The sequence below is a fragment of the Streptomyces sp. NPDC003247 genome, from assembly GCF_042888135.1.
In the GTDB taxonomy this organism is placed as follows: domain Bacteria; phylum Actinomycetota; class Actinomycetes; order Streptomycetales; family Streptomycetaceae; genus Streptomyces.
In genome coordinates, this window is sequence record NZ_JBIAPF010000006.1 from 527,099 (window position 1) to 542,340 (window position 15,242).

At 74.7% G+C, this 15,242-nt stretch carries 10 protein-coding genes and 1 pseudogene; 1 reads left to right on the top strand and 10 read right to left on the bottom strand.

What is annotated here, in order from left to right; translation table 11 throughout:
* Nucleotides 1-299: 299 nt before the first annotated feature.
* The 5 genes from ACFYWQ_RS23125 to ACFYWQ_RS23145 all read right to left on the bottom strand — a co-directional run bounded on the left by ACFYWQ_RS23125 (nt 300) and on the right by ACFYWQ_RS23145 (nt 7,613).
* Nucleotides 300-1,823 carry a sensor histidine kinase gene (locus ACFYWQ_RS23125; protein WP_389518833.1) on the bottom strand — a complete coding sequence of 508 codons (1,524 nt, stop codon included), beginning with the start codon at nt 1,821-1,823 and terminating at the stop codon, nt 300-302.
* 2 nt (nt 1,824-1,825) lie between these two features.
* Nucleotides 1,826-2,551 (bottom strand): response regulator transcription factor, encoded by a 726-nt coding sequence (locus tag ACFYWQ_RS23130; protein WP_389518755.1) that lies wholly within the window; start codon nt 2,549-2,551, stop codon nt 1,826-1,828.
* 178 nt (nt 2,552-2,729) lie between these two features.
* A complete protein-coding gene (locus ACFYWQ_RS23135) occupies nt 2,730-4,472 on the bottom strand; it encodes a glycoside hydrolase family 3 protein (protein ID WP_389518756.1) in 1,743 nt (580 codons plus the stop codon).
* Nucleotides 4,469-6,814, bottom strand: a complete 2,346-nt coding sequence (locus ACFYWQ_RS23140) for a family 78 glycoside hydrolase catalytic domain (protein ID WP_389518757.1) — start codon at nt 6,812-6,814, stop codon at nt 4,469-4,471. The genes ACFYWQ_RS23135 and ACFYWQ_RS23140 overlap by 4 nt, the downstream gene beginning before the upstream one ends.
* A 175-nt stretch (nt 6,815-6,989) precedes the next feature.
* Nucleotides 6,990-7,613, bottom strand: coding sequence for a TetR/AcrR family transcriptional regulator (locus ACFYWQ_RS23145; RefSeq protein WP_389518758.1), 624 nt, complete (start codon nt 7,611-7,613; stop codon nt 6,990-6,992).
* Nucleotides 7,614-7,866: 253 nt separating this feature from the next.
* Here ACFYWQ_RS23145 and ACFYWQ_RS23150 point away from each other — a divergent pair, with 253 nt between their 5' ends.
* On the top strand, nt 7,867-9,360 hold the full coding sequence (locus tag ACFYWQ_RS23150) for an MFS transporter (protein ID WP_389518759.1): 1,494 nt from the start codon (nt 7,867-7,869) through the stop codon (nt 9,358-9,360).
* Nucleotides 9,361-9,526: 166 nt separating this feature from the next.
* On the opposite strand, the pseudogene ACFYWQ_RS23155 reads toward ACFYWQ_RS23150, so the two are convergent.
* From ACFYWQ_RS23155 to ACFYWQ_RS23175, 5 genes and pseudogenes are all read right to left on the bottom strand, one after another.
* Nucleotides 9,527-9,847: pseudogene (locus ACFYWQ_RS23155) on the bottom strand (hypothetical protein); the annotation flags it as partial.
* 77 nt (nt 9,848-9,924) lie between these two features.
* Nucleotides 9,925-10,818, bottom strand: coding sequence for an acyl-CoA thioester hydrolase/BAAT C-terminal domain-containing protein (locus ACFYWQ_RS23160; protein ID WP_389518760.1), 894 nt, complete (start codon nt 10,816-10,818; stop codon nt 9,925-9,927).
* Between the two features lie 132 nt (nt 10,819-10,950).
* Nucleotides 10,951-12,438, bottom strand: coding sequence for a family 43 glycosylhydrolase (locus ACFYWQ_RS23165; protein WP_389518761.1), 1,488 nt, complete (start codon nt 12,436-12,438; stop codon nt 10,951-10,953).
* A gap of 158 nt (nt 12,439-12,596) precedes the next feature.
* Nucleotides 12,597-13,826, bottom strand: a complete 1,230-nt coding sequence (locus ACFYWQ_RS23170) for an MFS transporter (RefSeq protein ID WP_389518762.1) — start codon at nt 13,824-13,826, stop codon at nt 12,597-12,599.
* A 398-nt stretch (nt 13,827-14,224) separates the two neighbouring features.
* Nucleotides 14,225-15,142 carry a LysR family transcriptional regulator gene (locus tag ACFYWQ_RS23175; protein ID WP_389518763.1) on the bottom strand — a complete coding sequence of 306 codons (918 nt, stop codon included), beginning with the start codon at nt 15,140-15,142 and terminating at the stop codon, nt 14,225-14,227.
* Between the last annotated feature and the right edge of the window lie 100 nt (nt 15,143-15,242).

The window sequence follows — 15,242 nt, forward strand, 5'->3', positions numbered from 1 at the left end:
GCGCGAGGGCCGTCGGGGATTCGGAGGCGACCGTGCACGGCGCGGGGACCGTCGGGGCCCCAGGAGCAACCGTGCGCGCGGCGCGAGGATCCTCGCGGGCCCACGGCGACCGTGCACGGCGCGAGGGCCGTCGCGGGTCCACGGGCAACCGTACGCGGCCGCGGGCGCCTCCCGTCGGCTCAGCCGGCCGTCCGCCGACTCAACGCGCCGCCCGCCGAATCAATGGGCCGCCCGCAGGCTCAACGCGCCGCCCACCGGCTCAGTGTGCCGTCCGCCGACTCAGCGAACCGCCCGCACGCTCAAGGTGCCGTGGCCGGCGTCGCGGGTGCCGGGGAGGCCGGCGGGACGCGGGGCGGCGCGGTCGTGCGGGGCAGCGTGACGGCGAACTCCGTCCGCCCCGGCTCGCTCTCGACGTCGATGCGCCCTCCGTGCGCCTGCGCGATCGCCGCGGCGATGGCCAGGCCCAGCCCGCTTCCGCCTCCCTGGCCGGTGACGCGGGAGCGGGAGGCGTCCGCGCGGGTGAAGCGTTCGAACACGGACGGCAGGAGGGCGGGCGGGATGCCGGGGCCGTCGTCGCGCACCCGGATCGCGCAGTGCGTGTCCGTCGCCTCGACGGCGACGGTGACGGTCGTGCCGGGCGGGGTGTGCGCGCGGGCGTTGGCCAGCAGGTTGGCCACGACCTGGTGGAGCCTGGCCGCGTCGCCGGTCACGGTGGCCGGCTCGTCGAGGCGCAGCGCCAGCTCCCAGAGGTGGTCGCCGCCGGCGGCCTGTGCGTCCCACACGGCCTCGGCGACCAGGGTCGTGAGGTTGACCTCGGCCTTCTCCAGGGGCCGTCCCTCGTCGAGCCGGGCGAGCAGCAGCAGGTCCTCGACGAGGCCGGTCATGCGCGTCGACTGGGCGGAGATCCGGCGCCACACCACGTGCGGTTCGACCTGCGCGGCGCCGCGGCCCATCAGCTCGGCGTACCCGGCGATGGAGGCGAGGGGGGTGCGCAGTTCGTGGCTGGCGTCGGCGAGGAAGCGGCGCATGCGGTCCTCGCTGCGCTGGCGCTCGGACAGGGAGGACTCGACGCGGTCGATGAGGTGGTTGAGCGCGGCGCCCACGCGGCCGGCCTCGGTACGGCTGTCGGTGTCCGCGGCGGCGACACGGGTGAGCTGGGTGATCTCGCCGCGGCTGAGCGGGGCGCGGGCGACCTCGACGGCGGTGGCGGCGACCCGGCCGAGCGGGCGCAGCTGGCGGCGTATGCCCACCGCGCAGACGCAGGCCGCGCCGGCCAGTCCGGCGGAGGCGATCACCGCCTCGGTGACGACGAGGGAGTTCAGCGTGTCCTGGACGCCGTCCATGGGGAGTCCGGCCACCAGGGAGGCCGTGTCGTCGTCGACGGCGATCAGCCGGTAGGCGCCGAGGCCGGGGATCGTGCGGGTGTGCGGCGAGCCGTCGGCGGGCAGCCCGGCCAGGGCGTCGCGCTGCGCGGCGGTCAGGGCCGTGCGGCGGCCGTCCGGGGTCACCACCTCGGCGGCGGCGACCTCGCCGTCGGCGACCCGGGCCGCGACGGTGCCGGTGCGGTGGCCGCGCTCGTTGAGGAAGCCCAGGTCGGAGGGGTCTCCCCCGCCGTGCTGGACCCAGCCCTGCATGCGCGCCACCGCCTCGTGCACGCGCGCGTCCATGTCCCCGACGAGCTGGTGGCGCTGGACCAGTGCCGTGGCCACCGCCATGGCGGTGCACACGACCACCAGGGTGGAGGTGGTGAAGAGGACCAGGCGGGTGCGCAGGGACAGCCCGCGCAGGCCGGCGGCGACGGGCAGGCCACGCGTCGGGCGCAGCCTCACGCGCCGTCCCCCGCCGCCCGGATGACGTAGCCGGCGCCGCGCACGGTGTGGATCATCGGGGCCCGCCCCTTGTCGATCTTCCCGCGCAGACCGTAGACGTAGACCTCGACGAGGTTGCCCTCCTTGTCGAAGGAGCTGTTCCAGACGTGGTCGAGGATCTGCGCCTTGCTGAGGACCTGGCGCGGGTGGCTCATCAGGAAGCGGAGCAGGTCGAACTCCTTGGCGGTCAGCGCGACGGGGGTCCCGCCGCGCTGCACCTGGCGGGTCTTCTCGGCGAGCACGAGGTCGCCGAGCACCCGCACCGGTTCGTCCGCCGCCGTCTCCTCCACGCCGGAGCGGCGCAGCAGTCCGCGCAGCCGCAGCATGACCTCCTCCAGGGAGAAGGGTTTGGTCACGTAGTCGTCGGCGCCCGCGGACAGCGCGTCGATACGGTGTTCCAGGGCGTCGCGGGCGGTGAGCATGAGGACGGGCAGCCGCGCGTTCTCGTACCGCAGGCGCCGCAGCACCTGCACGCCGTCGAGGTCGGGCAGCATCCAGTCGAGGACGACGGCGTGCGGGGCGCAGCCGCGCGCGAGGGTGAGCGCGCTGTGTCCGTCCTCCGCGCGGAAGGGCCGCCAGCCCGCTTCGGTGACCGCCCAGGAGAGCAACTCGGTGAGTTCGGGCTCGTCGTCGACGATGAGGACACGGACCGCGTCCTCGCGGGCCCCGCAGACAGCAGACATGTGCCGATCATGGCGGGACCCGCTGGGAGACGCCTGTGCGCGGCCTGGGCCCGGGCCATGAGCACGGGGCGCGGGCGCGGCGTGCGGCAGACGGCGGACGGCGGACGGCAGACGGCGGACGGCAGACGGCGGACGGCGGACGGCGGACGGCGGACGGCAGACGGCGGCGTAGGGCCGGTCAGGCGTCGGCCGCGTAGTCCAGGCCGTGTCCGAAGGGGTAGAGCGGGTCGGCGCTGTCCCGGGGTGCGTCCGGGCGTCCGGCCTCGACCTCGGCCATCGAGCGGGGCAGGGTGAACGGCAGCCGGCCCTCCGGCGCGGTCCGCCCGAACAGGACGTCGAGCAGGGCGCGGTCGCCGGTGCCGTAGACGCCGAGCAGGGCCGCGCAGCGGTCGGCGATCTCCGGGACGACGGCCGGGCGCTCCAGGTGCACCGCGACGACGGTGGGCACGGTGTCCAGCAGGGCGAGGATCTCCTTGAGCCGGTCGGCCGGGAAGTCGAGGCGCCCGGCGTGGAAGAAGGACTCGAACAGCCCGGGACGCGGCTCGTACGGTGTGCTCAGGCGCAGCACCGCGAGGTCGGCGGCCGCGGGGTCGGTGACGACGTCGGCGTAGTCGGCGGCGGCCGCCGCGTCCACGCCTTCCACGTACAGCCGGGGCCGGCCCGACAGGGGCAGCGGGCCGTTCTTCAGCAGGGTGACCGAGCGGCGCTGCGCGACCTCGCCGGCGGCCCGGAAGTCGGCGCGGCCGACGACCTCCTCGGCGGTGTCCGCGTCGACGTGGCGCCGGTCGTCGAACAGGCCGAGGCGGAACTTCTCGGCGAGGATCCGCGCCACGGAGGCGTCGAGCCGCGACTCCTCCAGGCGGCCGGTGCGCACGAGGTCCACGAGCAGGCCGGTGCAGGACTCGCCGCCGATCTGGTCGGCGCCCGCGTGCAGGGCCTTCAGCAGCCGGTCGGCCGGGGAGAGGTGCTCCACGCCCCAGGCGCGGGCGGGATGCGGCTCGCCCATGACCAACTGGTCGGTGATCAGGCCCCAGTCGGTGCACACGATGCCGTCGAAGCCGAGCTTCTCGCGCAGCAGCCCGGTGATGATCCCGTGGTTGAAGCCGAAGCCGACCTCCTCGTGCTCCGTCCCGACGGGCATGCCGTAGTAGGGCATGACCTGGGTGGCGCCGGCCGCGAGGGCGGCCTCGAAGGGCTTGAGGTGGTAGTCGAAGAAGCCGCCGGGGTAGACCTGTTCGCGGCCGTAGGCGAAGTGGGGGTCCTCGCCGTCCTTCTGCGGGCCGCCGCCGGGGAAGTGCTTCACCATCGCGGCGACGCTGTCGGGGCCGAGGCCGTCGCCGGGGCCGCGCAGCCCCTCGATGTACGCGGCGACCAGGCGCGAGGTCAGGTCGGCGTCCTCGCCGAAGGTGCCGGGGATCCGGGCCCACCGCGGTTCGGTGGCGAGGTCGATCTGCGGGTGCAGGGCGACGCGCAGTCCGACGGCCACGTACTCGCGGCGGACGGTGTCCGCGAACTCGCGCACCAGGTCCGGGTCGCCGACGGCGGCGAGGCCGAGGGACTCCGGCCACTGGGAGAACGGACCGGCGAGCATGGCCGTGCCGGGGTTGTCCGTGAAGGCGTGCCGGGGGTCGGTGGACAGGGTGACCGGGATGCCGAGCCGGGTGTCGGCGGCGGCCCGCTGGAGGTCGTTGTGGAGCTGGACCATCGCGCGCGGGCTGCCCGCGCCGAGCAGGTTGAAGTGCGACATCAGGTGGTCGGACATCATCTGCTCGGCGGTCAGTCCGGCGGGCGCGTCGCGCTCGCCGATGCCGATGACGTGGTGGAAGAGGAGTCCGGCCTTCTCCTCGACGGTCATCCGGGGCAGCAGGTCGGCCACGCGCCGCGCGACGTCGTGCCGGGGGTCCTGGTACGGGAGGGTCACCGCTGCTCCCGGGAGGTGTGCGTCGAGGGGGTGGGGCGGGCCGCTCGCTGCGGCTCGGCCGGCAGGGGGCAGTGGAAGGCGTGCCGGCCGGGCCCGGCCTCGACGGGTTCCGCGCCGGGCAGGTCGACCAGGGCGGTGACGGCCGGCGGGACGAGTACGTCCACCAGCAGCCGTCCTCCCTCGACGCGCCAGCTGGTCTCGGCCCGCCCGTACGGCGTGTCGTGCTCGGCGCGGGCCCAGGTGAGGCCGCCGCCGGGGCGGGGCCGCACCAGGATGCGGCGGTAGCCGGGCCCGGCGGGGGCCAGGCCGGCGACGGTGCGGTGCATCCAGTCGGCGACCGCGCCGAGCGCGTAGTGGTTGAAGGAGGTCATCTCGCCGGGGTTGACGTCGCCGTCGGGGAGCATGCTGTCCCAGCGTTCCCAGACGGTGGTGGCGCCCATGTCGACCTGGTACAGCCACGACGGGCACTCCCGCTGCGTCAGCAGCCGGTAGGCGGTGTCGACGTGTCCGGTGTCGGTCAGCGCGTCGCACACCAGGGGTGTGCCGAGGAAGCCGGTGCCGACGCGGTGGTCGCGGCCGGCCACCAGGGCGGCGAGGCGGCGTCCGGCCTCGGCGCGCTCGGTGTCGTCCTCCAGGAGGCGGAAGCAGAGCGCGAGGGCGTAGGCGGTCTGCGTCTCCTCCGTCAGGCGTCCGCCGCCGGTGTGGAAGCGGTCGCGGAAGGCGTCGCGGACCGCGTCGGCCAGGGCGTGGTAGTGCGCGGAGGTGTCCTTGTCGTCCAGCACCTCGGCGGTGCGGGCCAGCAGCCGCGCGGAGTGGGCGAAGTACGCCGTGGCGACCAGGGCGGACGACGTCATGGCCCGGCCGGGGTCGTCGGCGGGCGCGGTCGGGTCCAGCCAGTCGCCGAACTGGAAGCCCTCGCCCCAGACGTGGCCGGGGCCGGCGATGCGGTCGACGGCGTCGACCCAGGCCCGCATGGAGGGGTACTGGGTGCGCAGCACCTCGGTGTCGGCGTAGCGCTCGTACAGCACCCAGGGGACGATGACGGCCGCGTCGCACCAGCCGGCCATCGGCGGGTTGCCGGGCGGGATCGGCACGGGGGTGATCACCGGGATGTCGGGGCTGAACACCGGGGGGACGCGCCGTTCGTCGACGCCCTGGTCGGCGGCCAGGTCGCGCAGCCAGGAGCGCAGGAAGTCGCGGACGTCGTAGAGGAAGGACGCGGTGGGGGCGAAGACCTGGACGTCGCCGGTCCAGCCGAGCCGCTCGTCGCGCTGCGGGCAGTCGGTGGGGACGTCGACGAAGTTGCCGCGCATCCCCCACACGACGTTCTCGTGCAGCCGGTTCAGGGAGTCGTCGGAGCAGGAGAACCTGCCCGTGCGGCGCAGGTCGCTGTGGAGGACGACGGCGGTGACGTCGGCGGGGTCGAGGTCGCCGGGCCAGCCCTCGACGTCGGCGTAGCGGAAGCCGTGGAAGGTGAAGCGGGGCTCCCACTCCTCGCCGTCCGGGGCGCCGCTCAGGGTGTAGCGGTCGGTGGCGGTGGCGTGCCGCAGCGGACGGACGCACAGGTCGCCGTCCTGGAGCACCTCGGCGTGCCGGAGGGTGATCGTGCGGCCGGCCTCGCCGCGGACGCGGACGCGGAGCCGGCCGACGAGGTTCTGGCCGAAGTCGAGGATCGTGCGGCCGGTCGGCGAGGTGGTGACGGCGACGGGGGTGACGTACTCGGTGCGGCGCACCGGCGGGCTGTCGGCCGGGAAGAGCACGGAGGTGTCGAAGTCGAGGATCTCGACGGGCTCCCAGGCCGGGTCGTCGAAGCCGGGTTCGGCGAATCCCGTCCGCTCGTGGCGGGCGTCGTGCTCCTCGCCCTCGTACAGTCCGGCGGCGAGGACGGGGCCGGGGGCCCAGCTCCAGTCCTCTCCGGTGGTGACGGTCTCGCTGGTGCCGTCGGCGTACTCGATGCGCAGTTCGGCCAGGAGGCCGGTGCGGTCGCCGTAGATGTCCCGGGTGCCGCCGTTGAAGCCGAGCAGGCCCCGGTACCAGCCGTCGGCCAGGTGGGCGCCCCAGGCGTTGCGGCCGTCGCGGAGCAGGGCGGTGACGTCGAAGGACTGGTAGCGGTGGCGGTGGCGGTAGCTCGTCCAGCCCGGGGCGAGGACGTGGTCGCCGACGACGGTTCCGTTGATCTGCATCTCGTACACGCCGAGAGCCGTGACCAGGAGCCGTGCCGACCGTACGGCCGCGCGGGCGGTGAACTCCCCGCGCAGCAGGGCGGCCGGGCGGGCCGCCGTGGCGGAGGGGGTGCCGGTCGGGCGGGGGCTGACGACCCGGGCGGTCCAGTGGTGGTGCATGACGGCCTTTCTCGGCGCCTGGATGAGCAGCCTCGATCATGCGGCCAATACCTAGTGAAAACTAGGCGTTCGCAGGTGTGAGGTGCGTCACTCCGGTCGCTTCGTAGGTCATGTTCATGCCAAGCACTTCGGCGCGCCCGCTCCCATGACGGATCACGGCGCCCGAAGCCCTCGCCTACAGCCCCTGCCCGTCGGAGGAGATGGAGCGCATGAGGCGGTCGAGGTGGTCGCGCATGATGGCGATGAGGTCGAAGGAACGCCCGCCGGCCAGCCACTGCTGCTGGAGGCCCGCGTCCAGGGCCGCACACTCGCGGGCGATGCCTTCGTGGTCCAGGTCGGCCCGCAGTTCACCGCTGCGGCTGCCGGCCCGCAGCCGGTCGGCGAGCTCCCTGACCCCCTTCTCCTGCCAGCCCGTGAAGTGCTCGTGGGCCGGATGGTCGGGCGCGGTGGACTCGGCGCCGATCACGACGGCCAGTTCGACCATGCCGGGCATGGCGAGCGTCTCGGCGGTGTCCTCCAGGTGACAGCGGAAGGCGTCGCGGACGGAGTCCGAGACCCGCTCCCACCGCACGTCCGCCCGCTCGTGCCAGTACTCGACGACCGCGAGGAGGAGCTGCTGCTTGTCGCGGAAGTGGTGCAGCAGCCCGGCGTCGGTGATCTCGGCGTCCCGGGCGACGCGCGCGAGGGAGGTCTTGCGGTAGCCGTCCTGCCCGAAGCGCAGCAACGCCGCTTCCAGGATCTGCGTGCGCCGCGCCCGGCCCGTCGTGTAGCCGCCGCGCGGCCCCCTGGGTGTCGCCATGGGAGAACGGTACCGGCGGCGGGCACGTCGGCGATCGGCGCCCGACCACCTGCCACTTCGCCATGTGACGTGGGTCATAAGCCGGATACCTAGCGAGCACTAGGTGTTCGGGTCATCATCGACCTCACGCGAACGACGTATTGCCACGCTGTCACCTCTCCGTAAGAGCCGTGTAAACAGCAGGCCACTGTTCCGCGTCACCCCCCACCGCGCCTCCCACTCCCTTCGGCACCTCCGTGAAAGGAGGGCTGGCATGACGCCGACGTCATCAAGCCCGCAACTCGACCTCGCGCCCGGCGCCCGGGCGGACGGGCGGTGGACCCCCCGCCTCGTCCTGCTGCTCATCGCACTCGCCTGGCCGACCCAGTTGCTGGCCGCGGGCGGGATCCTCGGCGCCAACGCCATGGCGGGGGTCGCCCAGACCTTCCACACCACCCAGGTGGCGTGGTTCGGACTGACGCTGACCCTGGTGTCCACGCTGCTCACGCCCTTCGTGATCAAGCTGGGCGACCTGTACGGCAAGCGGCGCGTCATGCTCGCCATGACGGCGCTGGGCGCTCTCGGCGAAGCCCTCGCCGCACTGGCCGGGAGCTTCTGGCTGGTGCTGGCGGGCCGGGCCGTCGCCGGGTTCTACGGCCCCTTCGGCGCCCTGTCGTTCGCCGCGGTGCGGGACGTCTTCCCGCCCCGGCTGGTCAAGTCGGCCAGCGGCATCATGGGGAGCAGCGTCGGCCTGGTGGCCCTCGTCTCGCCGTTCCTGGCGGGCTGGCTGGTCGACACCTGGGGGTACCGCGGCGCGCTGTGGTTCCTCGCCGCCGCCACCGCGGTCGCCTTCGCGCTGGTCGCGCTGCTGGTCCCGGAGACGCCGCGGCACGCCTTCGACTCGGGCTTCGACTGGCTGGGCGGCGTGGTCCTCGGCGGCGGCCTCACCGCGGTGGTCTACGCCACCGGTCAGGGGCAGAGCTGGGGCTGGTCGGACGCGCGGACCCTGGGCTGGCTCGGCGCGGGCGTCGTGGCCCTGGTCGTCTTCCTGTTCGTCGAGCGGTCCAGCGCCCACCCCATCCTGGACCTGCGGGTCCTGCGCCGCCGCCCGGTGGCCCTGGCGCTCACCGCGGGCGGCCTCGCCCAGACGGTCGCCTTCACGATGCCCGGCCTCGCCATCCTGCTCGCCCTCTACCCGCACATCCCCGGTGTCTCCGCCGGCCTGGGCTGGACGGCCCAGCACAACGCCGTCGTCAGCGTGAGCTGGAACCTGGTGATGTTCGGCACCGGCCTGCTCGTCAGCCGCTACCTGCGCTTCTTCGACACCCGCAAGGTGTGGTGCGCCGGCCTGGTCGTGATGGCCGTCGGCTACACGCTCGTCGGCTTCTTCCACGGCGACGAACTCGAACTCATCCTCACCTCCTGCGTCGCCAACCTCGGCGCCGGCGTGGTCGTCGCGGGTGCGCCCGCGCTCGTGGTCGGCGTGGTCTCGCGGGACGAGCAGGGTCTGGGCAGCGGCATGCTCAACATGCTCATCAGCCTGTTCGGCGCCATCGTCACCGCCGGCGCGTACGCCGCCCTCGCCGCCGACAGCACCGTCGTCGACGGCACGGCCTTCTACCACGACACCGGGTACTCCTGGGTGTTCTGGCTCGGCGCCCTGGTCACCGTGGCGGCCCTGCTGCTCTCCCTGTTCATTCCGCCCCTGAAGGAGACGGCCGAGGACGAGGACGGCCGGGCCGAGGCGGAGGCGCCCCAGCCCGCCTGAGCCGGACGGGCCCCGGCCCCGGCCCCGGCCACCTGACAGCGCCGGGCCGGGGCCGCCCACCCGTCGAGAACGGACCCGGCCCTCTCCCCCGCCCTCCTCCACGCACCGTCGCCGTGGAGGAGGGCGTGCGCGTCAGCGGGCCTCCCGTCCGCGGGCCCCAGGGTGCTCAGCGGACGATCGACACGATCCGGCACGCGGCTTCGGCGAGCCGGCGCTCTCCCTCGACCCGGCCTCGTGCCAGGGCGGCGGCGGGATCGATGCCGCGTGTGCACAGCCGCCAGGCGGTCTCCGTGTCCAGCAGCACGGACGCGGCCGGCGGACCGGCCGCAGGCTCGGCCAGGGACCAGCCTTCCGGAGTGGCGGTGACGGTCCAGCTGCCTCCGGCCGGCCCGTCGACGCTCACGCGGAGCCGGGTCCCCACGGGCGCCGTCGTATGCCGCAGGGTGTGGGGCAGGGCCCGCATGAAGGTGTCCACGACCGTCGACAGCGCACCCGCGGGCGGCAAGGCCGTCTCACGGGCTGCTGGTCCGCGGGCGGCGAGGCCGGCTCACTGGCGAGGCCGGCTCACGGGCGGGGCCGCGGGTGGCCGGAAGGGACGGACCAGCGCCCGCCGCCCAGCGCGTCGAGGACGTGGGGCCAGGCCGCCTCGCCGAGGAGTGCGTCGGCTTCGCGCGTGCCTCCGTACCGGAAGCGCGGGGACGCCGGTGCCGGGCCCTCGCCGGGGAAACGCGGGCGATGACCGGCGTCGTCACGGGCCACCAGACGCACGGCGGTCCCGGCCGCGCGCCGGCGTCGCGCCAGGTGTTCGGCGAAGGGCAGCGACGGCCACATCGCGTCGTCGCCGCCCGCGACCAGCACCAGCTCCGCCCGGGCCGCCTCCACGGGGATCTCGGCCGCCGGAAGCAGGGAGGCGAACGTCCCTTCGCTGCGTTCGTACCAGCCGCGGATCGCGACGGGGACGCCGTCCGGCTCGCCGGGGTGCCAGGAGTCGTCCAGCGGGACGAAGGGCAGCGGCCGCCCCCGCCACGTCCAGGACGAGCGGTACGGGCGCTGCGCCCCGTCGCGGCCGGGACCGATGTTGCACCACACCCGGGAGGTGGGCGACACGGCGACGACCACGTCCACGCGCGGGTCGTGCACCGCCGTGAGCAGAGCCGCCTCGGCCCCCTTGGAGGCGCCGAGGATCCCGATGCGTCGCGCTCCGGCACGTCGGAGGAGGTCGACGGCGGCGGTGAAGGTCTCCAGGGGGACCTCGCAGATCCCCGGGGGCTGCCCCGGACCGCCGAACCAGCGGATCGCCAGCGCGGCGACTCCCCGCCGGGCGAGGAGGCGCGCCCGCTCGCGTTCGACGCGCCCGCTGGATCCCGCGAGGACCAGGACACCGGCGTCGGCGCCGCGCGCGGGGGCGAGGAGTACGCCCTGCCACGGGTCGGTCAGTTCTCGTTCGGTGACGTCCACGCGCTCGCCCGTCCTCACGTCTGCCAGGAGACCGGGGTGCGATCCGAAACCGCGCCCCGCCTCCGCCAGCATGACGGAGCGTCATGTCGCCCTGCACACAGCCCCGTTCGGTCCGGCGTGAGCCGCCCGGCGTCAGTCCTCGAACAGCGCCTTCGGGTCGTCCGCGCCGCTGTAGGTGAACGACCGGAACAGCATGTCGCCCTCCGAGCACACCAGCCCGATCATCCGGCCCGTCATGCCCGCGGCGACCTCGGTCGACAGGTACCGGCCGTCGAGGCGGCCGAGTTCGCGGAAACCGTCGGGTCCGGACACTCCGGCCACGATCTCGTCGGGTCCCATGGCGACCCCGAAGGGAGTGGGGGCGCTGTGCGGCTCGGCGCGCAGCTCCAGCACCGTCTCCGGCATGGCGGCGGTCTCGCCCAGGAAGACGCTCGCCCCGCCGATCAGGGCGAGCGCGCGCACGCGCGAGCCCCGTACCTCGATGCGGACGGCGTGCCGGGGGTCGATGCGCAGCTCCAGTCCCCCGGCCCCCGTGGCCTGATCCGGTCGTTCCCCGGGCAGGGCGACCACGGCCCGCGCCCGCATGTGCAGGTGCTCCTGGCGGCGGCCCACGAAGGCGGGACCGTCCGCCGCGGTGAGCCGCCAGCCCCGGTCGCTCCAGCTGAGCAGCGCGGCCGGGAAGACTCCGGGCGCCACCCACGCCGGCGGCAGCGTCCCGTCCGGCAGGTCCTCGACGGCCTCCGCGGGCGCGTCCGGCTCGATCGGCCCCGCCACGGCGGGCCAGCCGTCGCTCCAGCTCACCTCCGCCGCGAAGGTCTCCCGTCCCAGGACGTGCCACTCGGGGCTGCTGCCCCGCGGCCGCGTGCCGAGGTAGACCATCGCCCAGGTGCCGTCGGGCCGTTCGACGAGATCGGCGTGACCGGTGCTCTGGACGGGAGCGCCGGTCCCCCGCGCGGTGAGGAGGGGGTTGTGCGGACACGCCTCGAAGGGCCCGGCCGGTGAGGGCGCGCGGGCGATGGTGACGGCGTGTCCGCGTTCGGTGCCTCCCTCGGCGAGCAGCAGGTACCAGTACGCGCCGACGCGGTGGAGGTGAGGGCCCTCGGGGAACTTCCCGCCCGTCCCCTGCCACAGCCGGCGGGGCTCGCCCAGCAGGTCACCGGTCCGCGGATCGAGCGCGGCCTGCACGATCCCTTCGCCGAAGCCGGTCCAGGTGAGCAGGCAGGTCCCGTCGTCGTCCCAGGCGAGGTCGGGGTCGATGCCCCGGGCCTCGGGGATCCACACCGGGTCCGACCAGGGGCCGGCCGGGTCGTCGGCGGTCACCAGGAAGGTCCGCGGGCCACCGGACAGCAGGGTGGTCACCATCCAGAAGCGGCCCGCGTGGTGGCGCAGGGTCGGCGCCAGGACGCCGGCCGAGGAGTCCACCCCCTCCAGCGGCAACTGCGCGGGGCGGTCCAGCACATGGCCGATACGGCGCCACGTCCGCAGATCGGTCGAGTGGAGGACCGGTACGCCCGGGGCGTACTCGAAGCTGGAGCAGGCCAGGTAGTAGTCGTCCCCCACGCGGCAGACGCTGGGGTCCGGATGGAAGCCGGGGACGACCGGCTGGACGGGGAGTTTCACGGGAGTCCCTCGGCTTCTCGACCGGGGCGCCGCACCCTGGCGCGCGACGACGGCGGGTGTCGATGATGTCTCTCAATACCTAGTGTTCGCTAGGCGTCTGCGGTATGGCCCGCGTCACAAATGATCTCCGGCGCGGGTGGGCGCGGCGGACCGCCGGGTCAGAGCCCCTCGGGAACCCGCCCGGGCGGCACCACGGCCGCCCGGCGGGTGGCGGGCAGCAGCGCGGCGGAGACCAGCAGGGTGAGCAGGCCGAGCAGGCCGACGGAGGAGGCCAGATCGCCCACGGCGCCCTCGCCCGCGAGAAGGGCCAGCGGGCAGATGAACTCGCCGAGGAAGAACGCCGCCGTCCACAGCCCGGTCCCGCGTCCCCGGTCGGCGAAGTCCAGCCGGGACATCGCCAGCGTCAGCAGCGACGGCAGGAGCAGCCCCGTGCCGACGCAGTTGACGACGGCGCCGGCGACCAGCAGGGCGGGGTGGCCGGCCGTGCCCATCAGCAGGAAACCGGCGGCGCACAGCAGGAAGAGGGCGGGCAGGCGGCGGCCGGCCCGGTCGGCGAGCCGGGTGAAGAGCACCGAGCCGAGGACGGTGGCGGCACTGGCGAGCGCCGTCACGGCCCCGATGACGCCGGTGGAGGCCACGCCCAGGTCGTCGAGGAGGAAGGACATCTCGACGGGCACGGCGTAGAAGACGACCCCGCCGAAGACGGTCAGCAGGCAGATGCCCGCCATGCGCCGGACGGGGAAGGGCCGGGGGCCGGCCGCCGGACGCGGTGCGGCGGCGGGCGCGGGGGCCGGCAGCGTCCGGGCCATGGCCGGAGCGAGCAGCAGGCCAACCGCGTACAGCCAGAACGGCGTGCGCCAGCCGGCGGACCCCAGGGCCCCGCCGAGCACGAGGAAGACCGTGGCGGACACCGACGCGCACATGGTCTGGAGGGCGAGGAGCCGGTCGCGCTCGCGTCCGGTCCAGTAGTCGCCGATCAGTGTGGTGCAGCAGGTCATGACGGCTGCTTCGACGACGCCCACCAGGACGCGGCTGAGCACGATGCCGTACAGCGAGTCGATCCACAGCGGCGCGGTGCCGAACAGGGCGTACAGGACGGTGGCCGCGACGAGCAGGCGCTTGCGGCCGAGCCGGTCGACGAGGACGCCGGCGAACGGCGCGAGCACGGCCAGGGCGAGTGCCGGGACGGTGAGGACGAGCGGGACGAGGGCCGCGCCGCCGGGGACGTGGGCGAAGTGGTCCTGGAGACGGGGCAGGACGGGGGCGATCAGGACCGCGCCGAGGATCGGCAGGCAGCTGCCTGCCATCAGCAGCACGGCGGGCAGCCGGCTGCGTGCGGCCGGGGAGTCACCCTGGTCGTGGGCGGGCGGGGCGGCGGATGCGGGCATGGCAGCACTCCAGGGCGCGGTGCGGGAGAGTGGCGCGGCGCGGGGACCGGGGGCGGAGGGAGCGACGGCCCTTCGGACCTCGGCGTACGGGCGCGGTGACGTGCCACGACTATGCGGGCGCGGAGGCGGCCTGCCCAGCCCTCGCGTGATCCGAGTTGCCGATGCCGTCGATCCAGCGGGTGGATGGGGTCCGCTCCCCCGGCGGGCGCGGGCCCCGCGCCCCGGCCCGCCTGACGGCCGTACCGCCGCGATCGGGCGATGCGCTGCCCGCCCCACGACACGCCGCCCGCCCCGCTCACCCGTCCCCCTCAGCGACCCCGATCAGCCGTATCCCCCAGCCCCCCGCTCAGCCGTGCGGCTCAGCCGCCACGCTCAGCCGCCCGGCGCAGCCGTCCCCGTCAGCCGTCCCCCTCCCGAGGCAGCCGTGCGCCGACCCGTGCGGCCGTCTCGCGCAGCCAGATGTGGGCGGCGTCGTGCGTGTGGACCGGATGCCACCACAGGGCCTCCCGCAGCGGGACCGCCTCGTACGGCGGCTCCACGACGCGCACGGCGGCGACCGGTGCCAGCAGCCGGGCCAGGCGCGCCTGCACCAGGGCGATCCGCCGGGTGCCGGCGACCAGCAGGGGCAGCAGCTGGAAGCTGCTGACGGAGACCTCCACGCGCGGCTCGATGCCGAGCATGCCGAGCTGGCGTACGGCGGGGGAGTCGTAGGTGCGCTGGTAGGTGACCCACGGCAGCCGCGCCAGGTCCTGCCGGGTGAGCCGGTCGTCGACGCTGGGATGGTCGTCCGCGACGAGGAAGACCCAGCGGTCCTCGTAGAGGTCGGTGGCCGGGAAGTCGCTGACGACCCCGTGCGGCATCAGCAGGCCGTCGGTGGCACTGAGCAGGGTGGCGGTGTCGTCGACGACGGTCGGCGGGGTGTGGGTGAAGCGGAGCCGGATGCCCGGGGCCTCCTCGTGCACGACGCGGGCGAGTTCGGTGCCGAAGACGGCGACGGCGTAGTCCGACGCGAGCAGCTTGAACTCGCGCCGCTCGGTGGCCGGGTCGAAGTCGGCCTGGCTGGCGAAGAGGCGTTCCAGCACGTCGTAGGCGGTGGAGGTGCGGTCCAGGAGGACCTGGCCGAGGGCGGTGAGTTCGTAGTGGCCGCCGACGCGGGCGAGCAGGTCGTCGTCGAAGTGGCGGCGGAGGCGGGCGAGGGCGGCGCTCATGGCGGGCTGGCTGAGGCCGACGCGCTGTCCGGCGCGGGTGACGTTGCGCTCCTCCAGGAGGGCGCGCAGGGCGACGACGAGGTTGAGGTCCAGGCGGGCCAGGTTCACGGGACTCCCCTTGCGGTACGGCTCCGACCGGGGAGGAATAAACACGGTGGATGCCGACCATCCACACAATCTATTTCCCCGATTGCGGGTGCGGGGTCCA

Bases quoted from the DNA above. Each gene is read 5' to 3' on its own strand.
- ACFYWQ_RS23130 (WP_389518755.1), bottom strand. From the start codon at position 2,551: ATGTCTGCTGTCTGCGGGGCCCGCGAGGACGCGGTCCGTGTCCTCATC.
- ACFYWQ_RS23140 (WP_389518757.1), bottom strand. From the start codon at position 6,814: ATGCACCACCACTGGACCGCCCGGGTCGTCAGCCCCCGCCCGACCGGC.
- ACFYWQ_RS23145 (WP_389518758.1), bottom strand. From the start codon at position 7,613: ATGGCGACACCCAGGGGGCCGCGCGGCGGCTACACGACGGGCCGGGCG.
- ACFYWQ_RS23150 (WP_389518759.1), top strand. From the start codon at position 7,867: ATGACGCCGACGTCATCAAGCCCGCAACTCGACCTCGCGCCCGGCGCC.
- ACFYWQ_RS23170 (WP_389518762.1), bottom strand. From the start codon at position 13,826: ATGCCCGCATCCGCCGCCCCGCCCGCCCACGACCAGGGTGACTCCCCG.